We start from the raw sequence: 24,594 nt of genomic DNA on the forward strand, positions 1-24,594 counted from the left end.
AGCCTGCGGCTGCGGCTCCTCATGGTCTTCTGCCTGGTCGCGCTGACGGCCGCGGTCTCGGCCTCGGGCATCGCGTACTGGCTCAACCGGGAGGCCGTCCTCACCCGCGTCCAGGACGCGGCCCTCGGTGACTTCCGGCAGGAGATGCAGAACCGGGCCGCCGCGCTGCCCGCCGACCCCACCGCGGAGGAGCTGCAGCGCACCGCCGAGCTGATGGCGGGCAGCAGCCCCGGCTACAGCGTGCTGCTGGTGCAGGTGGGCAAGGACAACCGGCAGGTCTTCGGCGCGGCGGGCCCCGACTCCTTCGGGCTGGCCAACGTACCGAAGTCCCTGCAGAACGCGGTGAACGACCGGCAGAAGACGACCGCCGCGAACGACGCCGAGTACCACATGTACTGGCAGCGGACGAAGCCGCGCGGCAACCCGTACCTGGTCGGCGGGACGCGGATCGTGGGCGGCGGGCCCACCGGCTACATGTACAAGTCGCTCGCGCAGGAGCGCGACGACCTCAACGCGCTCGGCTGGTCGCTGACCATCGCCACCGGTCTCGCGCTGCTCGGCTCCGCGCTGCTGGCGCAGGCCGCGGCCCGTACGGTGCTCAAGCCCGTGCAGCGGCTCGGGGACGCGGCGCGGCGGCTCGGCGAGGGCGAGCTGGACCACCGCCTCGACGTGTCGGGCACGGACGAACTCGCCGACCTGTCGCACACCTTCAACAAGACGGCCGAGGCGCTGGAGAAGAAGGTCGCCGACATGAGCGCGCGGGAGGAGTCGAGCCGGCGCTTCGTCGCGGACATGTCCCACGAGCTGCGGACGCCGCTGACCGCGTTGACCGCGGTGGCGGAGGTGCTGGAGGAGGAGGTCGACAACCTCGATCCGATGATCGCACCGGCCGTGGCGCTGGTCGTCAGCGAGACGCGCCGCCTCAACAACCTCGTGGAGAACCTGATGGAGGTCACCCGCTTCGACGCGGGGACGGCCAAGCTGGTGCTGGACGACGTGAACGTCGCCGACCAGGTCACGGCCTGCATCGACGCACGGGCCTGGCTCGACGCGGTCGAACTCGACGCCGAGCGGGGCATCGTGGCCCGGCTCGACCCGCGCCGCCTCGACGTCATCCTCGCCAACCTGATCGGCAACGCGCTCAAGCACGGCGGCTCGCCGGTGCGGGTGTCGGCGACGGTGGAGGGGGAGTGGCTGGTGATCGCGGTGCAGGACAACGGTCCGGGCATTCCCGAGGAGGTCCTGCCGCACGTCTTCGACCGGTTCTACAAGGCGAGCGCGTCGCGGCCGAAGTCGGACGGCAGCGGGCTCGGCCTGTCGATCGCCGTGGAGAACGCGCACATCCACGGCGGCGACATCACCGCCGCCAATGTGCCGGGCGGCGGGGCGCTGTTCACGCTGCGGCTGCCGGTGGACGTGGGGAAGGTGATCGAGGGTGACGCGGATGCGTAGGGCGCTGCCGGTGGTACCGGCGGTGCTGGTCCCGCTCATCGGCGTCGCGCTGCTCGCGACGTCGGCCTGCGGGATCCGGGCGACGACCGTGCCGGTGGACGTGGGCGCGGCGCCGTCGCGCGTGTCGTGTGACACGCAGGCACAGCCGAGCGGGGTGCAGGGCTTCCGGGCCACGGTGGAACTGGTCTGCGGGTCGCAGCTGGTGGGCGTGGAGCGAGTGGTTCCGGTGCCCGAGAAGAAGCCCGTACGGGACCCGTCGGCGATGGTCGCGCAGGCGCTGCTCGAGGCGCTGGAACGGACGCCGAGCACGGAGGAGCGGGACGCGGGCTTCACGAGCGAGGTCCCGGTCGGGCTGTCGGCGGGGACGCCGAGGGCGGGTGACCCGGCGGGCACGGTGCGGTTGAGCCGCAAGCCGGAGGACCTGCCGCCGGTGGCGCTCTCGCAGATCGTGTGCACGCTGGCGGGCAGCGAAGCCCTGAAGGCGGGGCCGGGCCCGGTGATCCTGGGCGGCCCGGATGCGGATCCGCCGCGGGCGTGGGAGTGCACGGACGCGGTGCGGTCGCGGCCGGAGTCGGTGCCGACGCTGGGCGAGATCGCCCGTCCGACGCCCAGCCCGGGCCCTTCCTGACGCCCCGTGGGCACGCTCGGCGCCGTTGCCGGGGGCGCCGCCCCCGGACCCCGCGCCTCACAGGCCGGCGAGGCTGACAGAGCGCCTCGAACGCCGCGGGGCTGAAGGAAGCGCCTGAGCGCCGAGGGGGCTGGCAGAGCGCCTCGAACGCCGGCGGGCTGGATGGGGCGGGGCCGGACATGCGAGGGCCCGGTCACGCCGGACGGGGCGGGACCGGGCCGGGCAGGGGGCCGAAGCCCCGGCACCGCGCCCGACGGACAAAGTCCGCGGCGCGAAGCCGGTGGGGCCCCTGGGTCCGGGGCGCGCGAGGGGCGCCGGAGGGATCAGATGCCCATGGCCGCGGAGAGGTCCTTCTTGATCGCGTCCAGGACCTCCTGGCCGCGGACGCGGGCCGGGGCCAGGTCGGAGGCCTCGGCCACCGGGACCACGACCTCCAGGTAGCACTTCAGCTTGGGCTCGGTGCCCGACGGGCGGGCGATGACCCGGGCCTTGTACGTGCCGTCCAGGTAGTAGCGCAGGCCGTCCGTGGGCGGCAGGGTCTCCGTGCCCTCGGCCAGGTCCTCCGCCGAGACCACCCGCAGACCCGCCAGCGACACCGGCGGCTGCGCGCGCAGCGCCGCCATCGCGTCGGCGATGATCGACAGGTCCGAGACCCGCACCGACAGCTGGTCGGTGGCGTGCAGGCCGTGGGCCATCGCCAGGTCGTCCAGCAGGTCGGTCAGGGTGCGGCCCTGCTCCTTGAGCACCGAGGCCAGTTCCGCCACCAGCAGGGCGGCGGTGACGCCGTCCTTGTCGCGGACGCCCTCGGGGTCCACGCAGTAGCCGAGCGCCTCCTCGTAGCCGTAGCGCAGGCCCTCGACCCGGGCGATCCACTTGAAGCCCGTCAGGGTCTCCTCGTAACCGACGCCCGCCGCCTCCGCGATCCGGCCCAGGAGGCTGGAGGAGACGATGGACTCGGCGAAGACACCCGTGGCGCCCTTGTGGACCAGATGGGCGGCGAGCAGCGCGCCGACCTCGTCGCCGCGCAGCATCCGCCAGCCGTCGCCGGCGGGGACGGCCACGGCGCAGCGGTCCGCGTCCGGGTCGTTGGCGATCACGATGTCGGGCTGGACCTCGGCGGCCTTCGCGAAGGCCAGGTCCATCGCGCCCGGCTCCTCCGGGTTCGGGAACGCCACGGTCGGGAAGGCCGGGTCGGGCTCGGCCTGCTCGGCGACGAGCACCGGCTCGGGGAAGCCGTGCCGGGCGAAGGCCGCCATCACGACGTCCTTGCCGACGCCGTGCATGGCCGTGTAGACGGTCCGTGCGCCCCGCGGGGAACCGGGGGTCAGGACGGCGTCCGTACGCGCCAGGTAGGCCTCCAGGACCTCGTCGCCGAGCTCCTGCCAGCCCGCCTCCGGGCGCGGTACGTCGGACAGCTTCTCGACCGCCGCGATCTGCGCCGCGATCTCGGTGTCGGCCGGGGAGACGATCTGCGAGCCGTCGCCGAGGTAGACCTTGTAGCCGTTGTCCCGGGGAGGATTGTGGCTCGCGGTCACCTCGACGCCGGCGACGGCGCCGAGGTGCCTTATCGCGTACGCGAGGACGGGCGTCGGCAGGGGGCGGGGCAGGAGGGCCGCGCGCAGCCCGGCGCCGGTCATGACGGCCGCGGTGTCGCGGGCGAAGTCCGCCGACTTGTAGCGGGCGTCGTAGCCGACGACGACGAGGCCGCCGTCGTGGCCCCGGGCCTTCAGGTAGGCCGCGAGGCCCGCCGCGGCCCGGATGACCACGCCGCGGTTCATCCGCATCGGGCCCGCGCCGATCTCACCGCGCAGTCCGGCGGTGCCGAACTGCAGGGTGCCCGAGAAACGGTCCGCGAGCTCCGTGGCGTCGCCCGACTCGAGGAGCGCGGCCAGTTCCGCGGCCGTCTCCGGGTCCGGGTCCTCGGCCAGCCAGGCCTGCGCCCGGGTGATCAGGTCGTCCTGTGCCTGTGCCTGCACTGCTTCCGCCTTACCTTTCGTACGTCGATCAGATGCGGGCGAGGACCTGCGTCAGCAGCGTGCCCATGCGGGCGGCCGAGTCGCGGCCGGCCTGGAGGACCTCTTCGTGGTTCAGCGGCTCGCCGGACAGGCCCGCGGCCAGGTTGGTGACCAGCGAGATGCCGAGCACCTCGGCGCCGGCCTCGCGGGCGGCGATGGCCTCCAGCACGGTGGACATGCCGACCAGGTCGGCGCCCATGACGCGGATCATGTTGATCTCGGCCGGGGTCTCGTAGTGCGGGCCGGGGAACTGCACGTAGACGCCCTCTTCGAGGGTCGCGTCGATCTCCTTGCACATCGTGCGCAGGCGCGGCGAGTACAGGTCGGTGAGGTCCACGAAGTTCGCGCCGACGATCGGCGAGGTGGCCGTCAGGTTGAGGTGGTCGCTGATCAGGACGGGCTGGCCGGGCTTCATGCCCTCGCGCAGGCCACCACAGCCGTTGGTCAGCACGACGGTCTTGCAGCCGGCGGCGACGGCGGTGCGCACGCCGTGGGCGACGGCGGCGACGCCGCGGCCCTCGTAGTAGTGGGTCCGGCCGAGGAAGACCAGGGCGCGCTTGTCGCCGATCTTGTACGAGCGGATCTTGCCGCCGTGGCCCTCGACTGCGGCGGGCGGGAAGCCGGGCAGCTCGGTGACCAGGAACTCGGTCTCGGGGGCGCCGAGCGCCTCTGCGGCGGGGGCCCAGCCGGAGCCCATGACGAGGGCGACATCGTGGGAGTCCACACCGGTCAGCTCACGCAGGCGGGCGGCTGCGGCGTCGGCGGCGGCGAAGGGGTCGGTAACAGATGCGTTCACGCGGACGAGCGTAACTCCTTCGGGCCTACGCGCGTAGATGGCACAGCTCACGGTGTTCGGATCGTTGCCTTGTCGTTTCCGCCGAATCGTCCCCGTGGGGGTGGCGGGGGCGGAGAAGGACCGGGGCTCCGCTTCGGAGCCCGCGCCTCGGACGCCGGCGGGGCCGGGGGCGGGACTCAGCAGGGGCGCTTGCGGATTTCCATCACGTAGTCGTGCGGAGCGCCCGCCGACTCGGCGGCGTCGGCGATCTCGCCGAGGTAGCGCGCGGAGGGCAGACCGCCCTCGTAGCCGTTCAGGACGTACACCCAGGCCGCCTCCTCGCCATCCAGCGTGTGCACGCGCACGCGCATCCGGCGGTAGATGTCGAGACCGACACCCTCCCAGCGGTCCATCGAGTCCTCGTCCAGCGGAGCGATGTCGTACAGGGCGACGAAGACCTGGTGGCGCGGGGCTTCCACGATCGTGGCGAGAGCGCCCTCCCACCCCATCTGCTCGCCGCCGAAGGTCAGCCGCCAGTCGTTGATCCAGCCCGTGCCGCGCAGCGGCGAATGCGGAGCGCGGCGCGTCATCAGCCGCGGGTCGAGGTTGCCGGCGTACGCGGCGTAGAGCGACATGAGGTCGAGGGTACGGGAGGGGTACCGGTGCACGCGTGCCCGGATGGCGGGACCGGGCGCGAAGCACCTTGAACCGTGCGGGACAATGGGGCACGGAATGCATCCCCCGGGGAGACCCCCCGGAACACCGGCCGGGGCGGCAGCCGGCCGGGTAGACGTGAGGCGGACTTTTCGTGACCCGGATCGTGATCATCGGCGGCGGACCCGGCGGGTATGAGGCAGCCCTGGTGGGGGCCCAGCTCGGCGCGGAGGTGACCGTCGTCGACTGCGACGGTCTGGGCGGGGCATCGGTGCTGACCGACTGCGTACCCTCCAAGACTCTGATCGCGACCGCCGAGGTGATGACGACCTTCGACTCCTCGTACGAGGAGCTCGGCATCGTCGTCGCGGACGACACCCCGCACATCGAGCAGGCCGCGCGCGTCGTCGGCGTGGACCTCGGCAAGGTGAACCGGCGCGTCAAGCGCCTCGCGCTCGCCCAGTCGCACGACATCACCGCCTCCGTCACCCGGGCCGGCGCCCGGGTGGTGCGCGGCCGCGCCAAGCTCGGCGGGCCCCAGGGCATCGACGGCACGCGGGACGTCATCGTCACCGCCGCCGACGGGTCCGAGACGATCCTGACCGCGGACGCCGTGCTGATCGCGACCGGCGGCACCCCCCGCGAGATCCCCGACGCCATGCCCGACGGCGAGCGGATCCTGAACTGGACCCAGGTCTACGACCTCGACGAGCTCCCCGAGGAGCTCATCGTGGTCGGCTCCGGTGTGACCGGCGCCGAGTTCGCCGGCGCGTACCAGGCCCTCGGGTCCCGGGTGACCCTCGTGTCCTCCCGCGACCGCGTGCTGCCCGGTGAGGACCCGGACGCGGCCGCCGTGCTGGAGGACGTCTTCCGGCGCCGCGGTATGAACGTCGTCGGACGCTCCCGGGCCGAATCGGCCAAGCGGGTGGGCGACCGGGTCGAGGTGACCCTCTCCGACGGCCGCGTGCTGACCGGAACGCACTGCCTGATGGCGGTCGGCGCGATCCCGAACACCCGGAACATGAACCTGGAGGAGTCCGGGGTCCGGCTCAAGGACTCCGGGCACATCTGGACCGACAAGGTCTCGCGCACCTCCGCACCCGGCGTGTACGCCGCCGGTGACGTCACCGGCGTCTTCGCGCTCGCGTCGGTCGCGGCGATGCAGGGACGCATCGCGATGTACCACTTCCTCGGTGACGCGGTGGCCCCGCTGAACCTGAAGACGGTGTCCTCGAACGTCTTCACCGACCCCGAGATCGCCACCGTCGGCTACACCCAGGCGGACGTGGACGCCGGCAAGATCGACGCCCGAGTGGTGAAGCTCCCGCTGCTGCGCAACCCGCGCGCCAAGATGCAGGGCATCCGGGACGGCTTCGTGAAGATGTTCTGCCGCCCGGGCACCGGGATCGTCGTCGGCGGTGTGGTCGTCTCCCCGCGCGCGAGCGAGCTGATCCACCCGATCTCGATCGCGGTCGACAACAACCTGACGGTCGAGCAGATCGCAAACGCGTTCACCGTGTACCCCTCGCTGTCGGGCTCGATCGCCGAGGTGGCCCGCCAGCTGCACACGCGGAAGGCCGCCGGGGAGGCGTGATCCCCGCTAACCGCCGCACACCGTAGGGGGTTTGGGGCGGGGCGCGATTCCGTGGCCAGATGTTCACGCAACTCTCGGGTCGCGTATACCACTAGTCGCCCCGCCTTATGGACAACTTCGGTATTCCGGCGTAAAGAGCTGAAAGCAGACGGTCGTTGGGGTTACTGTCAGTTTCGTGTTCGCTGCAGAACGTCGCCAATTGATCCTCGAAATGGTGCGGGCCAACGGAGCGGTATCGCTCCGGGAGCTCGCCCGCGTCGTCCAGACCTCCGAAGTGACCGTACGGCGGGACGTGCGGGCACTGGAGGCAGAAGGACTCCTCGACCGCCGACACGGCGGTGCGGTCTTGCCGGGCGGATTCACGCGGGAGTCCGGCTTTCCGCAAAAGTCCCATCTCGCGACGGCGGAGAAGACCGCCATTGCCGATGTCGCGGCCGGCCTCGTCGAAGAGGGCGAGGCCGTCGTCGTCGGCGCGGGCACCACGACGCAGGAGCTGGCCCGCCGGCTCGCCCGTGTGCCCGGACTGACCGTCGTCACCAACTCGCTGCTCGTCGCCCAGGCGCTGGCCCATGCGAACCGGGTGGAGGTGGTCATGACCGGCGGCACCCTGCGCGGGTCCAACTACGCCCTCGTGGGCAGCGGAGCCGAGCAGTCCCTCCAGGGGCTGCGGGTGTCCCGGGCCTTCCTCTCGGGCAGTGGTCTGACCGCCGAGCGCGGGCTGTCCACGTCCAACATGCTGTCCGCCAGCGTGGACCGCGCGCTGGTGCAGGCCGCGGCGGAGGTGGTGGTACTGGCCGACCACACGAAGCTCGGGACCGACACCATGTTCCAGACCGTGCCGACGGACGTGATGACGCGGCTGGTCACGGACGAGCCGCCGCCGCACGACGACCGGGCGGGTACGGAGCTGCAGGCGCTGGCGGACCAGGGCGTGCAGATCACCGTGGCCGGTGGCGCGGTGGCCTCCGGCGGGGACGGCATGGTCGGCCGCCGGCCGCGTCGGGAGTCACCGCTGCCGGTGCAGAGGCGGGGCGGCCCGACGGCGCAGTTGCGCAGTGCGGCCGGCGGGATGCTGGAGCCTCAGGCGGAGCGGGCACGGGTGGCCGACATGCGGCGGCGCTAGCCGCTGCGGGCCGCTGCTGGGGGCGCCGCCCCCAGACCCCCGCGCCTCAAGCGCCGGCGGGGCTGGGTTTGGTGCGCCTCACGTGCCGGCGGGGCTGGGTTTGGTGTGCTGCAAACGCCGGCGGGGCTGAGGTTCGGCCCCGCCGGCGTTTGAGGCGCTACGGACATCAGTCCTTGATCTCGCAGATCGTCGCGCCCGAGGTGACCGACGCGCCGACCTCGGCCGTGAGGCCGACGATCGTGCCGGAGCGGTGCGCGTTGAGGGGCTGCTCCATCTTCATGGCCTCCAGGACGACGACCAGGTCGCCCTCGTTGACCTGCTGGCCCTCCTCGACCGCGACCTTGACGATCGTGCCCTGCATCGGGGATGCCAGGGCGTCGCCGGAGGCGGCCGGGCCGGACTTCTTGGCCGCGCGGCGCTTCGGCTTCGCGCCGCCCGCCGCGGCCGTGCGGGCCAGGGTCATGCCCAGGGACGACGGGAGCGAGACCTCGAGGCGCTTGCCGCCGACCTCGACGACCACCGTCTCGCGGCCCGGCTCGTCCTCGGTGTCCTCCGCGGCCGGGGCCGTGAACGCCGGGATCTCGTTGACGAACTCGGTCTCGATCCACCGGGTGTAGACGGTGAACGGGTTGCCGTCCGTGGGGGCGAACGCCGGGTCGACGACGACCGCACGGTGGAAGGGGATGGCGGTGGCCATGCCCTCGATCTCGAACTCGGCGAGCGCGCGGGCCGCGCGCTGGAGGGCCTGCTCGCGGGTGGCGCCGGTGACGATCAGCTTGGCCAGGAGGGAGTCCCAGGCCGGGCCGATCACGGAGCCGGACTCGACGCCCGCGTCGAGGCGGACGCCCGGGCCCGACGGCGCGGCGAACTTCGTCACCGTGCCGGGAGCCGGCAGGAAGCCGCGGCCCGGGTCCTCGCCGTTGATGCGGAACTCGATGGAGTGACCGCGCAGGACCGGGTCGCCGTAGCCGAGCTCCTCGCCGTCGGCGATGCGGAACATCTCGCGGACCAGGTCGATGCCGGATACCTCTTCGGTGACCGGGTGCTCGACCTGCAGGCGGGTGTTGACCTCCAGGAAGGAGATCAGGCCGTCGGCGGAGACGAGGAACTCGACGGTGCCGGCGCCGACGTAGCCGGCTTCCTTCAGGATGGCCTTGGAAGCGGCGTACAGCTCCGCGTTCTGAGCCTCGCTCAGGAACGGCGCCGGAGCCTCCTCCACGAGCTTCTGGTGGCGGCGCTGGAGGGAGCAGTCACGGGTCGACACGACGACGACGTTGCCGTGCGAGTCGGCCAGGCACTGGGTCTCGACGTGGCGGGGCTTGTCGAGGTAGCGCTCGACGAAGCACTCGCCGCGGCCGAAGGCGGCGACGGCCTCGCGGACGGCGGACTCGTAGAGCTCGGGTACCTCTTCGAGGTTGCGGGCGACCTTCAGACCGCGACCGCCACCACCGAAGGCGGCCTTGATGGCGATCGGCAGGCCGTGCTCCTTGGCGAAGGCGACGACCTCGTCGGCCCCGGAGACCGGGTCCGGTGTGCCGGCGACCAGCGGCGCACCGGCGCGCTGGGCGATGTGACGGGCGGCCACCTTGTCGCCGAGGTCACGGATGGCCTGCGGCGGCGGGCCGATCCAGGTCAGGCCGGCGTCGATCACGGCCTGGGCGAAGTCGGCGTTCTCGGAGAGGAAGCCGTATCCGGGATGGATGGCGTCCGCACCGGAGTCGGCTGCGGCCTGGAGGACCTTGGAGATGTCCAGGTAACTGGCGGCCGGGGTGTCACCGCCCAACGCGAAAGCTTCGTCGGCCGCGCGGACGTGCAGAGCGTCCCGGTCCGGATCGGCGTAGACGGCTACGCTCGCGATCCCGGCGTCCCGGCAGGCCCGAGCAACGCGGACAGCGATTTCGCCACGGTTGGCGATGAGCACCTTGCGCACGATGGCTCCCTCCTTGAAACAAGCTGAGTTTAGGGACAGCCCACACGGCCTTTCGACCCTTCCCCGGTGGTGACCTTGCCCACACAGAGTGTGATGCGAGGGTCGATCCGCCGGAGAACCCTTGTGGCGCCCCAGGTCAGGGGGATCCCCGACTGCACAGTAACCCCGTCATGTATCCAAGGTCTCTGTCCCCCCGGTCAGCGGCCCCGGGTGATTCTTTGTCGAGTCCCTACGAACGGCCCACATTTTCTTTGCGGTCGTGAGAGGAGTTGTCCACTTGTTTACTGATTGGTAGCCCAGTCGTCCCGCGGGGCCAACCGGGACAACACCGTACCCACAGCGGTGTCGGCAGCCCGGCATTGCCTGTACCCGGCCGGATCCCCGACGGGACGGGGGCGCTGTCCTCGTGCAGCTCCGGGCCCCGGCTCCGGCCGCCGCGCATCAGCCGACGAGCCAGGACACGGTCCTCTCGACGACCCACCGGTGGTACGGGCCCGGTTACCGGCGAGCTGACAACCCGGGCGAGCTCCACGGCGTCCTGGGGACGACTGCGAGACAAGGACGAGGCAATGGCCTTGGCGCTCTTCTTCCCCGGGCTCGTTCCCACCCGATTCGACGCGATCAGCGAGTTCGTCACCACGAAGGGCGGTTCCCCTTCCGCCGTGGACGGGCGGCTGCTGACCGACCCCGAGGAGATCGCGCAGGACCTGCTGGACGGCTGGACCAGCCCCGTCCACGGGCAGGCGCCCCCGGCCCGGGCCGGGCCGGCGGCAGGGGGGACGAGCCGCCACGACGGCGTCCACCGGGTGGACCGGCTGCGGTGCGGGCCGTAGGGGGCGCCCGGGAACCAGGGGGTGCGGATGTCTTGCCCGCCGGGCTACCCGTTAGTAGCCTCCAGGCGTCGAACAGGCTTGTGACACGTGGGGGGTGGGGGCGTCGTGCTGCGAAGACTCGTGGCCGGACTGGCCGCGATCGTGCTCGTCGCGGAAGCGGCGGTACTCGTGCTCGTCCACATCGTGCTGGGCCGGACCACGGCGAACCAGTCGATGTCCATCGCGGGCAGCGATCCGGATGTCATGTCCAAGGCGACCTACGGGATGGGCGCCGGCATGGGCGCCTTCCTCGTCCTGTGCGCCGTGCTCGCCGCCGTCACCGCGATCCGCGACCGCTCCCCGAACCGCTTCGGCCGCATCGTGCTCATCAGCGGAGCCGTCGCCCACGGGGTCCTCGGCATCCTCGCCGTCGTCCTCGTCGGCTGGGCCGCCTTCGCGACGATGATGCTGATCCTGTGTCTCCTCGTACTGATCCTGACGCTCTACGCCGCCCGGCCCGGCGGCGAGGGCGACACCGGCGGGGACGCGCCGCCGCTGCCGCCACCGCCGCCGTACGGGGAGCTCAAGCCCACAAGTCCGTGATGGACACGTCCAGTTCGCCCAGCAGGGAACGCAGCAGCGGCAGCGACAGGCCGATGACGTTGCCGTGATCCCCGTCGATGCCGTCGATGAACGGCGCCGACAGCCCGTCCAGGGTGAACGCCCCCGCCACGTGCAGCGGCTCCCCGCTCGCCACGTACGCCGCCACCTCCGCGTCCGTCGGCTCACCGAACCGGACCGTCGTGGACGCCGTCGCCGAGACCTGACGGCCGTCCACCGTGTCGATCACACAGTGCCCGGTGCGCAGGACGCCGGCCCGCCCGCGCATCGACTTCCAGCGTGCGGTGGCCTCGTCGGCGTCCGCCGGCTTGCCCAGCGCCTCGCCGTCCAGCTCCAGCACCGAGTCGCAGCCGATCACCAGCGCGCCCGCGGCCTCCTCCAGGCCCGCCACGACGGCCGCCTTCGCCTCGGCCAGTGCCAGCGCCAGGGCGGCCGGCTCGTCGTGGTTCAGCGTGTCCTCGTCGAAACCGCTGACGATCACGTGCGGGGCGAGCCCGGCCTGCCGCAGCAGGTTCAGCCGGGCGGGGGAGGCGGAGGCGAGGACGAGCTTGCGCCCGGTCGCGGGCTCAGGTGTGGCAGTCATGGTGGCCATCGTAGGTGCGGCGCCCGCCGTGGCCGGCACCCCCGGACACGGCCTAGAAGTGGCCCACGCCCAGGACGTAGACCACCACGAGCATGGCGAGGGCGAGCACCAGGCTCAGCCGCCGGATCATCGCCTGTGCGTCGCGCATGTCCTTGGGCGGCTCGTTCTTCGGGTCGGACCAGAGCATGTCCCGATCCTGTCCCCGGGAAGGGGTGTGGCGCCTGAGTACCCGTACTCAGGCGCCACCGTCCGTTCACATCAATTCGGCTACCCGGGCCAGTACGTACGCCCCCACGCCCGCGGCCCCGGATACGGCACCCGCCGCCGCGCCACCCGGGCCGGCGCCGACCACTCGTCCGCGACCGGGGGCGCGCCCGGCGGCGCCATGGCCAGCGCCGCCGCGCGCGCCTGGACCACCGCCAGTGCGGCGGCCAGCTCCTCCGGGGTCGGGTTGCCCTTGACGACCTTGATCACCACAGAGTCCTCCTGGACGGGCTAGAGCGGGATGTTGCCGTGCTTCTTCGGCGGCAGGGACTCCCGCTTGGTGCGCAGCTGCCGCAGCCCCTTCACCACGTGCGCCCGGGTCTCGGACGGCATGGTCACCGCGTCGATGTACCCGCGCTCGGCCGCCGTGTACGGGTTGAGCAGCGCGTCCTCGTACTCGGTGATGAGCCGGGCCCGGGTCTCCTCGGCTTCGCCGGCGTCCCTCGCCTCCTCGATGGTGCGGCGGTGCAGGATGTTGACCGCGCCCTGCGCGCCCATGACGGCGATCTGCGCGGTCGGCCAGGCCAGGTTCAGGTCCGCGCCGAGGTGCTTGGAGCCCATGACGTCGTACGCGCCGCCGAAGGCCTTGCGGGTGATGACGGTGATCAGCGGCACGGTGGCCTCGGCGTACGCGTAGATCAGCTTCGCGCCGCGCCGGATGATTCCGTTGTACTCCTGGTCGGTGCCCGGCAGGAAGCCCGGGACGTCCACGAAGGTCAGGACCGGGACGTTGAAGGCGTCACAGGTCCGCACGAACCGCGCCGCCTTCTCGGAGGCGTCGATGTCCAGGCAGCCGGCGAACTGCATCGGCTGGTTGGCGACGACACCCACCGGGTGGCCCTCGACCCGGCCGAAACCGGTCAGGATGTTCGGCGCGAAGAGCGACTGCGTCTCCAGGAACTCCGCGTCGTCGAGCACGTGCTCGATCACGGTGTGCATGTCGTACGGCTGGTTCGCACTGTCCGGGATGAGGACGTCGAGCTCGCGGTCGGTGTCGGAGACCTCGGTGTCCGCGTCCTCCGGGAAGGCGGGCGGCTCGGAGAGGTTGTTCGACGGCAGGTACGCGAGCAGCGACTTCACGTACTCGATGGCGTCCTTCTCGTCGCCCGCCATGTGGTGTGCGACGCCGGACGTGCTGTTGTGCGTGCGCGCCCCGCCCAGCTCCTCGAAGCCGACGTCCTCGCCGGTGACCGTCTTGATGACGTCCGGGCCGGTGATGAACATGTGCGAGGTCTGGTCGACCATGACCGTGAAGTCGGTGATGGCGGGGGAGTACACGGCGCCGCCCGCGCAGGGCCCGACGACCAGGCTGATCTGCGGGATCACGCCGGAGGCGTGGACGTTGCGGCGGAAGATCTCGCCGTACATGCCGAGCGCGCTGACGCCCTCCTGGATACGGGCGCCGCCGGAGTCGTTGATGCCGACGAGCGGGCAGCCGGTCTTCAGCGCGAAGTCCATGACCTTCATGATCTTCTGCCCGTAGACCTCGCCGAGGGCTCCGCCGAAGACGGTGAAGTCCTGGGAGAACACGGCCACCGGGCGGCCGTCCACCGTTCCGTAGCCGGTGACGACGCCGTCGCCGTAGGGGCGGGTCTTCTCCAGCCCGAAGTTGGTGGAGCGGTGCCGGGCGAACTCGTCCAGCTCGACGAAGGACCCTTCGTCCAGCAGCAGGGCCACCCGCTCACGCGCCGTCAGCTTGCCCTTGGCGTGCTGCTTCTCCACGGCACGCGAGGATCCGGCGTGGGTGGCTTCGTCGATGCGGCGCTGCAGATCCGCGATCTTGCCCGCGGTGGTGTGCATGTCGATCGGCTCTGACGGATGTGACATCGGGGTCGCGGCTCCCTGCGTGGTGTCAACTGCCTGGTCAATTGATTGACTACTGCTGGCTACTGGTGCGTAGCGTATCGGCGGGCATGGCGCTCGGCAGTGCGGCGTTTGACACACCTAATCTGGGTTGCATGACGCCATCAGATGCCTCAGCAGGTGCTTCCGCCGGTCGTTGGTCCAACCTTGACCGGCCGCCCCTGAATGCCGCCGCCCTCCAGCGGGCCGTGGTCGTCGACGGGGGGCTGTGGACCTCCCTGGAGGTCGTCGGCAGCACCGGGTCCACCAATACCGACCTTGCCACCCGGGCGGCGCGGCTGCCCGAGGGGGCCGTGCTCGTCGCCGAGGAGCAGAGCGCGGGGCGGGGGCGGCTCGACCGGAGCTGGGTCGCGCCCGCCCGGTCCGGGCTGTTCTTCTCGGTCCTGTTCAAGCCGGGTGACGCCGTGCCGCAGGAGCAGTGGGGGTGGCTGACCCTGCTGGCCGGGGTGGCCACCGCGACCGGGCTGTCCAGGGCGGCGGGCGTGGACACCGCCCTCAAGTGGCCCAACGACCTGCTGGTCAGCGTGGACGGGGAGGAGCGCAAGACCGGCGGGATCCTCGCCGAGCGGGTCGAGGACGGCGTGATCGTCGGGATCGGGCTCAACGTCTCCCTGACCGAGGACGAGCTGCCGGTACCCGCGGCGGGCTCGCTGGCGCTGGCCAAGGCCTCCGTGACCGACCGCGACCCGCTGCTGCGGGCCGTCCTGCGGTCCCTGGAGGACTGGTACGGGAGGTGGCGCGCGGCCGGTGGCGACCCCGCGGCCAGCGGCCTCCAGGAGACCTACGCGGCCGGCTGCGCGACCCTCGGCCGGCACGTCCGCGCGGAGCTCCCGGGCGGGCGCACCCTCACCGGAACGGCCGAAGCGGTGGACACCGATGGCCGCCTGGTGATCCGTACGGCCGAGGGACAGCACGAGGCGGTGGGCGCGGGCGACGTCATCCACCTGCGTTCCGTGCACTGACGCGGGCCCGGGCCGGGAGCGGCCCGGCCCGGGGGCGCCGCCCGCGGGCCGGGCCCCGGACCCCGCACCCCGGTCGCGGGCGGCCCTGAAGTGGGGAGCGGGGAGTGAGCTACGGCACACCTGCCGTATGGTTTAGGCGATCCCGGTGCTCGTGGTGATCAACCGGTTCGCAGGGCAGTGCGCACGGAATGGACAGGAGGCGGCCCTTGACCGTCGACGACCCTACGTCCGGCGCGTCCGCAGCCGCAGGCGGCGGCTCCGCGTCCGGCCCGGGCACCCCGATCGGCCGTGACCAGCACACTCCGCACCACGAGGTGGATCACACGGTCCAGCCGACGGCGGATCCCCTGGCCATCCGGCTGGAGCAGCTGATCCTCGGTGCCGAGCGCCGGTACACCCCGTTCCAGGCGGCCCGGAGCGCGGGCGTGTCCATGGAGCTGGCCTCGCGCTTCTGGCGGGCCATGGGCTTCGCCGACATCGGCCAGGCCCGGGCGCTGACCGAGGCCGACGTGCTGGCCCTGCGCCGGCTGGCCGGCCTGGTGGAGGCCGGGCTGCTGTCCGAGCCGATGGCCGTGCAGGTGGCGCGGTCCACCGGGCAGACCACCGCCCGGCTGGCGGAGTGGCAGATCGACTCTTTCCTGGAGGGGCTGACGGAGCCGCCGGAGCCGGGCATGACCCGTACGGAGGTCACGTACCCGCTGGTGGAGCTGCTGCTGCCCGAGCTGGAGGAGTTCCTCGTCTACGTGTGGCGGCGCCAGCTGGCGGCCGCGACCGGGCGCGTGGTGCAGGTGGCCGACGACGACGAGATGGTCGACCGGCGGCTCGCGGTGGGCTTCGCCGACCTGGTGGGCTTCACCCGTCTGACGCGGCGGCTGGAGGAGGAGGAGCTCGGCGAGCTGGTCGAGTCCTTCGAGACGACCGCGGCGGACCTGGTGGCGGCGCACGGCGGCCGGCTGATCAAGACCCTCGGTGACGAGGTGCTGTACTGCGCCGACGACGCGGCGACCGCGGCGGAGATCGCGCTGCGGCTCATCGAGACGATGGAGCTCGACGCGCAGATGCCCGAGCTGCGGGTCGGCATCGCCTTCGGCACGGTGACCACCCGGATGGGCGATGTCTTCGGGACCACGGTGAACCTGGCCAGCCGGCTGACGTCGATAGCCCCCAAGGACGCGGTGCTGGTGGACGGGGCGATGGCCGAGGAGCTCGCCCGGACCGGGGCCGCTCCGGTGTCCGAGAAGGAGGCGGAGACGGCGCCCGACGAGGGTGCGAACTACCGCTTCGCCCTGCAGCCGATGTGGCAGCGGCCGGTGCGCGGGCTCGGTGTCGTGGAGCCCTGGTCGCTGACGCGGCGGAAGCCTAAGATCCCCGGGTAACGTTCGTTAACCGGGAGGGTTCCAATGGCGTCCGAGTCCGAGTCCGAGGCCCAGTTCGAGTCGGAGTTCGTGGCGGTACGCCGCCACGAGGGCGGGGTCGCCGAGCTGGTCCTGGACCGCCCCAAGGCGATGAACGCGGTGTCGACCGCGATGGCCCGCGCTATCGGCGCGGCCTGCGCCGCGCTGGCCGCCGACCGTTCCGTACGCGTCGTCGTGCTCTCCTCCGCGGCGGAGCGGGCCTTCTGCGTCGGGGCCGACCTCAAGGAGCGCAACTCGCTCTCGGACGCCGAGCTGGTGCGGCAGCGGCCGACCACGCGGGGGGCGTACGGGGGCGTGCTGGAGCTGCCGATGCCGACGGTCGCGGCCGTGCACGGGTTCGCGCTGGGCGGCGGCTTCGAGCTGGCCCTGGCCTGCGATGTGATCGTCGCCGACGAGACCGCGGTGGTCGGCCTGCCCGAGGTGTCGGTCGGGGTGATCCCCGGAGGCGGCGGTACGCAGCTGCTGCCGCGCCGGGTGGGTGCGGCGCGGGCCGCGGAGCTGATCTTCACGGCGCGCCGGGTGGAGGCGGCCGAGGCGCTGTACCTGGGCCTGGTGGACTCGGTGGTCGCGGCCGGCCAGGACACGGCCGAGGCACTGGCGCTGGCGTCCCGGATGGCGGCGAACTCCCCGGTGGGTCTGCGGGCGGCCAAGCGGGCGCTGCGGCTGGGGCACGGGATGGACCTGGCGGCCGGTCTGGAGATCGAGGACGCGGCCTGGCGGACGGTGGCCTTCTCCGGTGACCGGGCGGAGGGCGTGGCGGCGTTCAACGAGAAGCGCAAGCCGAACTGGCCGGGGGAGTAGACCCCGGGGCACCGCCTCCACCGGCCACCCTTGGTGATCTTGACGGCACCGAAAGTCGCGCCGATTGTCACCAAATCAGACAAAAGTCCCTAGCCTGGGGTGATGGGAGTTGACGGGCGGCTACGAGCCGTGGTGGGACTCGCGCAGGCGATGGCCGCGGCGTGCGCGCCGCGGGACAGTGTGCGGGCGGCCGCGCGGGGGGCGCGCGTGGCGCTGGACGGCTCGTTCGCCGCGATCTCCGCGTGGGAGCGCGAGCGGGGGCGCCTGCGGGTCCTGGTGAACGAGGGCGAGCGCCGGCCGGGCGAGGAGGAGTTCCCCGAGGACGAGTCCTACCCCGTGCACGACTTCCCGGAGATCACCGAGTTCCTGCACGAGCGGTGGGTGGGCGGCGGCGGCCCGCACGCCTGGGTCGAGAGCGCCGTCGGCGACCGGCCGGGGCGGCGCGGGGAGGCCCTGCGCCACCGCGGCCGCGGGACCTGTGTGGTCGCGCCCGTCGTGCTCAGCGGGCGGGCCTGGGGCGAGCTGTACGTCGCCCGGGACGAGGGGCTGCCCGACTTCGACGAGGACGACGCCGAGTTCGCCACGGTGCTCGCCGCCGTGGTCGCGGCCGGGCTCGCGCAGAACGAGCGGCTGGAGGAGGCCCGGCGGCTCGCCTTCACCGACCCGCTGACCGGGCTCGCGAACCGGCGGGCGGTCGACATGCGGCTCGACGAGGCCCTGGAGGAGCACCGCCGGACCGGGGTGGTCGTCAGCCTCGTCGTCTGTGACCTGAACGGCCTGAAGAAGGTCAACGACACCCTCGGGCACGCCATGGGCGACCGGCTGCTGGAGCGCTTCGGGTCGGTCCTGAGTCTGTGCGGGGCCATGCTGCCCGGCTCGCTGGTGGCCCGCCTCGGCGGCGACGAGTTCTGCCTGGTCGGGGTCGGCCCGACGGCGGACGAGATCGTGCGCGTCACCGAGGAGGTGTGCACCCGGGCCGCCGAGCTGGAACTGGGCGAGGGCGTGGCCTGCGGGGTGGCCTCCACCGGGGATCCGATCGGGCTGGTGAAGTCCTCCCGGCGGCTCTTCCGGCTGGCGGACGCCGCCCAGTACAAGGCGAAGGCCGCGCGCTCGCCCAAGCCGGTCGTGGCGGGCCGGGACACCGCGGTGGTCCGGCTCGCGGACGCCGCCGCCCAGGAGGCTCCCGGGGAGCGGCGCCGCTTCCGCGGCCGGCCGTGAGCGCCCGCCCGGGGCGTCGGACCGTAAGGGGTCCAGCCGCGGCGCGATCGTGACAGTTTCAGCTAGTGACATGAAGCGATTCAATCCGTAGGGTGCTGAATATGGATATGCACACTGTCGTGGTGGGGACGTCCGGGACCACTGCCGAGGACGTCATCGCCGTAGCCCGCGGCAACGCACGCGTCGAGCTCTCCGGCGAGGCGCTCGACGCACTCGCGCGCGCCCGCGAGATCGTCGACGCCCTCGCCGCCAAGCCCGAGCCCGTCTACGGGGTGTCCACCGGGTTCGGTGCCCTCGCCTCCCGGCACATCAGCCCCGAGCTGCGTGCCCAGCTCCAGCGCAACATCGTCCGCTCGCACGCCGCCGGCATGGGCCCGCGCGTCGAGCGGGAGGTCGTCCGCGCGCTGATGTTCCTGCGCCTCAAGACCGTCGCCTCCGGTCACACCGGCGTACGCCCCTCCGTCGCGCAGACCATGGCCGACGTGCTCAACGCCGGGATCACCCCCGTCGTCCACGAGTACGGCTCCCTCGGCTGCTCCGGCGACCTCGCGCCGCTGTCCCACTGCGCGCTCGCGCTCATGGGCGAGGGCGACGCCGAGGGCCCGGACGGCACCGTCCGCCCCGCCGGGGAGCTGCTCGCCGAGGCCGGCATCGCCCCCGTCGAGCTCCGTGAGAAGGAGGGCCTCGCCCTCCTCAACGGCACCGACGGCATGCTCGGCATGCTGGTGATGGCCCTCGCCGACCTCGGCAAGCTCTACACCTCCGCCGACATCACCGCCGCCCTCACCCTGGAGGCGCTGCTCGGCACCGAAAAGGTCCTCCAGCCCGAGCTGCACGCCATCCGCCCGCACCCCGGCCAGGGCGCCTCCGCCGCCAACATGGCCGCCGTGCTGAAGGGCTCCGGGCTGACCGGGCACTTCCAGGAGGAGTCCGCCCCGCGCGTGCAGGACGCCTACTCGGTGCGCTGCGCCCCGCAGGTCGCCGGCGCCGGCCGCGACACCATGGCGCACGCCGCCCTGGTCGCCTCCCGCGAGCTGGCCGCCGCCGTCGACAACCCGGTGGTGCTGCCCGACGGGCGCGTGGAGTCCAACGGCAACTTCCACGGGGCCCCGGTCGCCTACGTGCTGGACTTCCTCGCCATCGCGGCCGCGGACCTCGGCTCCATCGCCGAGCGCCGTACCGACCGGCTGCTCGACAAGAACCGCTCGCACGGCCTGCCGCCATTCCTCGCGGACGACGCCGGCGTGGACTCCGGTCTGATGATCGCCCAGTACACGCAGGCCGCCCTGGTCAGTGAGATGAAGCGGCTCGCGGTGCCGGCCTCGGCCGACTCCATCCCCTCCTCCGCCATGCAGGAGGACCACGTCTCGATGGGCTGGTCGGCCGCGCGCAAGCTCCGTACCGCCGTCGACAACCTGACGCGGATCATCGCCATCGAGCTGTACGCGGCCACCCGCGCCATCGAGCTGCGCCACGGCCTGACCCCGGCCCCGGCCAGCCGGGCCGCGATCGCGGCCGCCCGCGCGGCGGGCGTGCAGGGCCCCGGGCCGGATCGTTTCCTCGCCCCCGACCTGGCCGCCGCGGACGAGTTCGTCCGCAGTGGCGGGCTGCTCGCCGCGGTGGAGCCGGTGACGGGTCCGCTCGCCTGACGGCAGGCGTCGCACGCGGCGAAGGGCCGCCCCGGGATCGCTCCCGGGGCGGCCCTTCCCGTTACGGCGCGTGCGAGCGGCGGACCGAGAAGGTCACGAAGGCGGCCCCGACGCCGAGGAAGAGCGTGCCGCCCAGGAGGTAGGGGGTGGTGTCGACGGAGCCGGTGTCGGCGAGCAGGGACTGCGGTCGGGCCGGCCCGGCGGACGTCCCCGTGACCGTCCCGGGGGCGTCGGCGGAGTCGCCGGCGCCGGTGGCCGTCCCGGCGGTGTTCGCGCCCGTGGGCGCGCCGGAGCGGGTCTCCGCGGCGCCCGGTGAGGTGGCGCCCGCCGAGGGCACGAACCACAGGGCGGCGAGGAGGGTGGTCGCTCCGAGAGCGGTGAGCAGCGGTCGGCGTGCGGACACGGTGCGATCCCCCTTGTGGCAGCAGCGAATTGGCCGTGTGCGGTGATGCTACGGAAAGGGGCGGGTCGTGGGAAAGTCGGGGCTTCCGCGGGCTTACTCTCCGTCGTATGAACTCTTCTGAGACATCACGATACGTACGCCTTAGGGTCGATTTGGTACTTGAGGTACCGGACGTCCAGGCACTCACCGGAGCCGCGCTCGCGCACATCAAGGCCGACGAGTTCATGCCGGACGAGGAGCGCGGCCACGCGGAGTCGGCCGTCGAGGAGGACGAGTCGGAGGCCCTCGCCTACCTCGTCGACCCCACTGACCTGGTCGCGGACATCCCCGGCGTGGAGCTCGCACAGGCCTCCTGGAGCAGCGAGCCCGTCGAATACGACCCCGAGTCGATGGAGTGGGACATGGACGAGGAAGATGGGGACTTCGACGAGGAACCCGACAACGCCTGACCGTGTGGTGGACCACATCCGAATGGAATGTGGAACCGGCCGGCGCCGTTAACGCGTTGTCAGGACCAGGCAGGGGGTGTGTCCCCCTGCCCGGCCAACCCCGGGACGGCAGCCTCCGGGGCATCCGGCAACGATGGAGTGGCGTGTGAGGACGGACAGTAAGCGGCGGAGAAGGTCCCTGGTGGCCATATCCGCCGTTCTCGGTGGGGTACTGATGCTCTCGGCGTGCGGCGGCGGGGACGACGACAAGCCCAAGGGCGGCGAGTCCGCCAAGGCCCAGGCGGACGTCGACGCGGCGGCGGCCAAGGACGCCTCCAAGGCCAAAATAACCATCACGCCGAAGGACGGCGCCACCAACGTCGGCCTCAACGACGCGGCCAACGTCGCCGTCAGTGACGGCACCCTCACCCTGGTCGAGCTGAAGACCGGCGAGGGCACGGCCGTACCCGGCAAGATCGCCGCCGACGGCAAGAGCTGGAAGCCCGACGCCGCGCTGAAGCGCTCCATGAAGTACGCCCTGGCGGCGACCGCCAAGGACGACGACGGCCGCGAGGCGCACGAGAACGCCTCCTTCACCACCGTCTCCCCGGAGAACAGCTTCGTCGGCTCGTTCATACCGGACGACGGCCAGACGGTCGGCGTGGGCATGCCGGTCTCGATCAGCTTCAACAAGCCGATCAAGGACCAGAAGGCCGTCCAGGCGGCGATCTCGGTCACCTCCAGCAGCGGCCAGGAAGTCGTCGGCCACTGGTTCGGCGCGCAGCGCCTGGACTTCCGCCCGGAGAAGTACTGGCAGGCGAACTCCACCGTCACGATGAAGCTGGCGCTGGAGGGCGTCCAGGGCGCTCCCGGCGTCCAGGGCGTCCAGAACAAGACCGTCACCTTCAAGATCGGCCGCAGCCAGGTCTCCGAGGTCGACGTGAAGACCAAGAAGATGACGGTCAAGCGGGACGACGCGGTCCTCAAGACCATCCCGATCTCGGCGGGCTCCCCGGAGAACCCGACGTACAACGGCCAGATGGTGATCTCCGAGAAGTTCAAGGAGACCCGGATGGACGGCTCCACCGTGGGCTTCAAGGACAGCGAGGGCAAGGGCGAGTACGACATCAAGGACGTCCCGCACGCCATGCGGCTGTCCCAGTCCGGCACCTTCATCCACGGCAACTACTGGGGCGCCGACTCGGTCTTCGGCAGTGCCAACACCAGCCACGGCTGTGTCGGCCTGAACGACGCCAAGGGCGCGGGCGACCCGAACCAGCCCGCCGCGTGGTTCTTCGACAACTCCCTCATCGGCGACGTGGTCACCGTGATCAACTCCCCGGACAAGACGATCAAGCCCGACAACGGCCTCAACGGCTGGAACATGAGCTGGTCGGAGTGGAAGGCCGGCTCGGCCGCCTGACCTCCGTACCGAAGCCGTGAACGGCGGGGATCCCTCACGGGGTCCCCGCCGTTCGTCGTACCAACCCCCGGGTCCCTCGTCACTAGATCATCTAGGGTCCCCGGTATGACCGTTCGCGCGCTGTCGCTGCCCCCGACCGATACCGAAGTCGACGCCTGGACCGCGGTGCTCGTCGCCGCCCAGGCCGTCGACCTGCCGCAGGTGCCGCCGCCCGCCCGGACGGAGGTGGCCGGACGGCTGTGCGTGACACCGGCCCGCGGCAGCGCCGCGCTCTGGGCCGCGGACGGTGGAGCGGGCGTGGCCGCACTGCTCCTGTTCTCGGACGAGGCGAACGCGCACACCGCCTTCCTCGACGTGCTCGCCGTACGTCCGGACGCCCGGCGCCGCGGGCTGGGCCGGGCCCTGTGGGAGCAGGTCCGGGCCGAGCTGCTCGCGCAGGGCCGGACCTCCGTCCTGACCCTGGTGGACCTGGGCGGACCGGGGCAGCTGTTCGCGCAGTCGCTCGGGTTCGAGAACGCCCTGCCCATGGCCTGGTACGAGCAGGACGTGACCCGGCAGCGGGCCGAGGCCCCGGCCCCCGTCGCCCCGGGGTACGAACTGCGCGCCTGGCACGGCCCGGTGCCGGACGACTGGGCCGGGCCGCTGGCCACGGCGCACGGGGCGATGGAGGACGCACCCATGGGCGACGTCGACGAGAAGGCCGAGACCTGGACGCCGCAGCGGCTGCACGCCGCGCACCAGCTGATCCTGGACCGCGGCGGCGAGATCACCACGGTCGCCGCGGTGACCGCGCAGGGCGAGGTGGCCGCGTATACGGAACTGGTCCTGCCCGACCCGGCCGGCCCGCGCGCCCTCCAGTACGACACCGTGGTCGCCCCCGCCCACCGGGGCCAGGGCCTGGGCCGCTCGGTCAAGCTGCACATGCTGGAACGGGCCCGCGGCCGGTACCCGGGCCTGCGCCGGATCGCCACCACGGTGGCCGACGAGAACACCGCGATGCGGGCGGTCAACGAGCGCCTCGGCTACCGCCTCGACCGCCCCGCGGCGTACTTCCAGCTCAGCCTGTAGCCGTCGAATGCCGGTCGGCCCCGGCCTCCTTCGCAGGTGCGGACGGGGCCGGTGGGGCCGACGGGGCCGACCACGCCGAGAGCAGACGCAGGGCGTCCGCCGACGGCGAGCCGGGGACCGCGTGGAAGGTGACCAGGGACTGCGCCGGGTCGTCCGGGAGCGTCAGCGTCTCGAACGACAGCCGCATCTCCCCCACGAGGGGGTGCCGCAGCAGCTTCTCCCCGTGCGTCTTGTCCGCCACCGTGTGCGCCGCCCACAGCCGCCGGAACTCCTCGTTCTTCACCGACAGCTCCCCGACCAGCGCCGACAGCCGCTCGTCGTCCGGGTGCTGACCCGCGTACACCCGGAGATTGCTCACCACCTCGCACGCCCGGCACTCCCACTCCCCGTACAGCTCCGCCGTCGCCGGATCCAGGAACACCAGCCGCACCAGGTTCCGCTCGGCGGCCGGCAGCGCCCCGAAGTCCCCGAAGACCGCGGCCGCCAGCCGGTTCCAGCCGATGACGTCCTGGCGGTGCCCCACGAGGTACGCCGGTACCCCGCACATCGCGTCCATCAGCGTGCGCAGCTCCGGACGCACCTGCTGCGGGCGCCGGCTCTGGCGGCGCCGGTGCGCCTTCGGCCGCGCCAGGTCCATCAGGTGCGCCCGCTCGGTCCCGTCCAGCCGCAGGGCCCGCGCGAGCGCGTCCAGGACCTCCACCGACACGTTGTGCCCGTCGCGCTGCTCCAGCCGCGTGTAGTACGCGACCGACACCCCCGCCAACTGCGCCAGCTCCTCACGGCGCAGCCCGGGCACGCGCCGGCGGCGCCCGTGGTCCGGCAGGCCCACGTCCTCGGGGCGCAGCCGCGCACGGCGGGAACGGAGGAACTCTCCGAGGCAGGCTCGCTGATCAAGCTGGTCCATCCCGCCAGT

24 protein-coding genes are annotated in these 24,594 nt (G+C 72.4%); 14 read left to right on the plus strand and 10 right to left on the minus strand.

All coding sequences use genetic code 11. The features are described from left to right. The first annotated feature begins 21 nt into the window (after positions 1-21). Positions 22-1,452, plus strand: a complete 1,431-nt coding sequence (locus ACGFZK_RS20065; protein WP_393850309.1) for an ATP-binding protein — start codon at positions 22-24, stop codon at positions 1,450-1,452. After that, positions 1,445-2,080, plus strand: a complete 636-nt coding sequence (locus ACGFZK_RS20070) for a hypothetical protein (protein WP_393850310.1) — start codon at positions 1,445-1,447, stop codon at positions 2,078-2,080. The genes ACGFZK_RS20065 and ACGFZK_RS20070 overlap by 8 nt, the downstream gene beginning before the upstream one ends. A 323-nt stretch (positions 2,081-2,403) precedes the next feature. Here ACGFZK_RS20070 and ACGFZK_RS20075 read toward each other — a convergent pair whose 3' ends face one another. From ACGFZK_RS20075 to ACGFZK_RS20085, 3 genes are all read right to left on the minus strand, one after another. Further along, positions 2,404-4,056, minus strand: coding sequence for a phospho-sugar mutase (locus tag ACGFZK_RS20075; protein WP_393850207.1), 1,653 nt, complete (start codon positions 4,054-4,056; stop codon positions 2,404-2,406). A gap of 28 nt (positions 4,057-4,084) precedes the next feature. Continuing rightward, positions 4,085-4,891 (minus strand): purine-nucleoside phosphorylase, encoded by an 807-nt coding sequence (locus ACGFZK_RS20080; protein ID WP_393850208.1) that lies wholly within the window; start codon positions 4,889-4,891, stop codon positions 4,085-4,087. 176 nt (positions 4,892-5,067) lie between these two features. Then, the gene (locus tag ACGFZK_RS20085) at positions 5,068-5,505 is read right to left on the minus strand and encodes a gamma-glutamylcyclotransferase (RefSeq protein WP_030012228.1); all 438 of its coding nucleotides are present in this window, start codon (positions 5,503-5,505) and stop codon (positions 5,068-5,070) included. A 173-nt stretch (positions 5,506-5,678) separates the two neighbouring features. Here ACGFZK_RS20085 and ACGFZK_RS20090 point away from each other — a divergent pair, with 173 nt between their 5' ends. Together ACGFZK_RS20090 and ACGFZK_RS20095 are read left to right on the plus strand one after the other, a co-directional pair. Then, entirely contained in the window at positions 5,679-7,118 is a 1,440-nt protein-coding gene (locus tag ACGFZK_RS20090; protein WP_393850209.1) for an NAD(P)H-quinone dehydrogenase, read from the plus strand. Positions 7,119-7,293: 175 nt separating this feature from the next. Beyond that, positions 7,294-8,241, plus strand: a complete 948-nt coding sequence (locus ACGFZK_RS20095) for a DeoR/GlpR family DNA-binding transcription regulator (protein ID WP_393850210.1) — start codon at positions 7,294-7,296, stop codon at positions 8,239-8,241. Positions 8,242-8,407: 166 nt separating this feature from the next. On the opposite strand, the gene ACGFZK_RS20100 is transcribed toward ACGFZK_RS20095, so the two are convergent. Next, positions 8,408-10,171, minus strand: a complete 1,764-nt coding sequence (locus ACGFZK_RS20100; RefSeq protein WP_393850211.1) for an acetyl/propionyl/methylcrotonyl-CoA carboxylase subunit alpha — start codon at positions 10,169-10,171, stop codon at positions 8,408-8,410. Between the two features lie 569 nt (positions 10,172-10,740). Between ACGFZK_RS20100 and ACGFZK_RS20105 the strand changes: the two genes are divergently transcribed. Next, positions 10,741-11,004, plus strand: coding sequence for a hypothetical protein (locus ACGFZK_RS20105; protein ID WP_393850212.1), 264 nt, complete (start codon positions 10,741-10,743; stop codon positions 11,002-11,004). Positions 11,005-11,109: 105 nt separating this feature from the next. Then, positions 11,110-11,586, plus strand: coding sequence for a hypothetical protein (locus ACGFZK_RS20110; protein WP_393850213.1), 477 nt, complete (start codon positions 11,110-11,112; stop codon positions 11,584-11,586). On the opposite strand, the gene ACGFZK_RS20115 is transcribed toward ACGFZK_RS20110, so the two are convergent. The 4 genes from ACGFZK_RS20115 to ACGFZK_RS20130 form a co-directional block, all read right to left on the minus strand. Continuing rightward, the gene (locus tag ACGFZK_RS20115) at positions 11,567-12,196 is read right to left on the minus strand and encodes a nucleoside triphosphate pyrophosphatase (protein ID WP_393850214.1); all 630 of its coding nucleotides are present in this window, start codon (positions 12,194-12,196) and stop codon (positions 11,567-11,569) included. The genes ACGFZK_RS20110 and ACGFZK_RS20115 overlap by 20 nt on opposite strands. A 43-nt stretch (positions 12,197-12,239) precedes the next feature. After that, positions 12,240-12,374: a morphogenic membrane protein MmpB gene (mmpB, locus tag ACGFZK_RS20120; protein WP_257789492.1), complete on the minus strand. Its 135-nt coding sequence runs from the start codon at positions 12,372-12,374 to the stop codon at positions 12,240-12,242. A gap of 80 nt (positions 12,375-12,454) precedes the next feature. Then, positions 12,455-12,664 carry an acyl-CoA carboxylase epsilon subunit gene (locus ACGFZK_RS20125; protein WP_393850215.1) on the minus strand — a complete coding sequence of 70 codons (210 nt, stop codon included), beginning with the start codon at positions 12,662-12,664 and terminating at the stop codon, positions 12,455-12,457. Positions 12,665-12,682: 18 nt separating this feature from the next. Further along, positions 12,683-14,278, minus strand: coding sequence for an acyl-CoA carboxylase subunit beta (locus tag ACGFZK_RS20130; protein ID WP_393850216.1), 1,596 nt, complete (start codon positions 14,276-14,278; stop codon positions 12,683-12,685). 131 nt (positions 14,279-14,409) lie between these two features. Here ACGFZK_RS20130 and ACGFZK_RS20135 point away from each other — a divergent pair, with 131 nt between their 5' ends. The 5 genes from ACGFZK_RS20135 to hutH all read left to right on the plus strand — a co-directional run bounded on the left by ACGFZK_RS20135 (position 14,410) and on the right by hutH (position 20,359). Then, positions 14,410-15,276 (plus strand): biotin--[acetyl-CoA-carboxylase] ligase, encoded by an 867-nt coding sequence (locus tag ACGFZK_RS20135; protein ID WP_393850217.1) that lies wholly within the window; start codon positions 14,410-14,412, stop codon positions 15,274-15,276. Between the two features lie 206 nt (positions 15,277-15,482). Beyond that, entirely contained in the window at positions 15,483-16,652 is a 1,170-nt protein-coding gene (locus ACGFZK_RS20140) for an adenylate/guanylate cyclase domain-containing protein (RefSeq protein WP_393850218.1), read from the plus strand. Positions 16,653-16,676: 24 nt separating this feature from the next. Next, a complete protein-coding gene (locus ACGFZK_RS20145) occupies positions 16,677-17,492 on the plus strand; it encodes an enoyl-CoA hydratase/isomerase family protein (protein WP_393850219.1) in 816 nt (271 codons plus the stop codon). 102 nt (positions 17,493-17,594) lie between these two features. Then, positions 17,595-18,710 (plus strand): diguanylate cyclase domain-containing protein, encoded by a 1,116-nt coding sequence (locus ACGFZK_RS20150; protein ID WP_393850220.1) that lies wholly within the window; start codon positions 17,595-17,597, stop codon positions 18,708-18,710. Positions 18,711-18,817: 107 nt separating this feature from the next. Next, positions 18,818-20,359 carry a histidine ammonia-lyase gene (gene hutH, locus ACGFZK_RS20155; protein ID WP_393850311.1) on the plus strand — a complete coding sequence of 514 codons (1,542 nt, stop codon included), beginning with the start codon at positions 18,818-18,820 and terminating at the stop codon, positions 20,357-20,359. A 61-nt stretch (positions 20,360-20,420) separates the two neighbouring features. Here the strand turns inward: hutH and ACGFZK_RS20160 are convergent, their stop codons facing one another. Then, on the minus strand, positions 20,421-20,762 hold the full coding sequence (locus ACGFZK_RS20160) for a hypothetical protein (protein WP_393850221.1): 342 nt from the start codon (positions 20,760-20,762) through the stop codon (positions 20,421-20,423). Between the two features lie 152 nt (positions 20,763-20,914). On the opposite strand from ACGFZK_RS20160, the gene ACGFZK_RS20165 reads away from it, so the two are divergent. The 3 genes from ACGFZK_RS20165 to ACGFZK_RS20175 all read left to right on the plus strand — a co-directional run bounded on the left by ACGFZK_RS20165 (position 20,915) and on the right by ACGFZK_RS20175 (position 23,681). Continuing rightward, complete coding sequence (locus ACGFZK_RS20165) at positions 20,915-21,211, plus strand: hypothetical protein (RefSeq protein ID WP_393850222.1); 297 nt, start codon at positions 20,915-20,917, stop codon at positions 21,209-21,211. A gap of 133 nt (positions 21,212-21,344) precedes the next feature. After that, the gene (locus ACGFZK_RS20170; RefSeq protein ID WP_393850223.1) at positions 21,345-22,613 is read left to right on the plus strand and encodes an Ig-like domain-containing protein; all 1,269 of its coding nucleotides are present in this window, start codon (positions 21,345-21,347) and stop codon (positions 22,611-22,613) included. 105 nt (positions 22,614-22,718) lie between these two features. Further along, entirely contained in the window at positions 22,719-23,681 is a 963-nt protein-coding gene (locus ACGFZK_RS20175; RefSeq protein ID WP_393850224.1) for a GNAT family N-acetyltransferase, read from the plus strand. On the opposite strand, the gene ACGFZK_RS20180 is transcribed toward ACGFZK_RS20175, so the two are convergent. Next, positions 23,671-24,585, minus strand: coding sequence for a helix-turn-helix transcriptional regulator (locus ACGFZK_RS20180; RefSeq protein WP_393850225.1), 915 nt, complete (start codon positions 24,583-24,585; stop codon positions 23,671-23,673). The genes ACGFZK_RS20175 and ACGFZK_RS20180 overlap by 11 nt on opposite strands. Between the last annotated feature and the right edge of the window lie 9 nt (positions 24,586-24,594).

It is taken from the genome of Streptomyces sp. NPDC048257, assembly GCF_043201855.1.
Classification (GTDB): Bacteria; Actinomycetota; Actinomycetes; order Streptomycetales; family Streptomycetaceae; genus Streptomyces.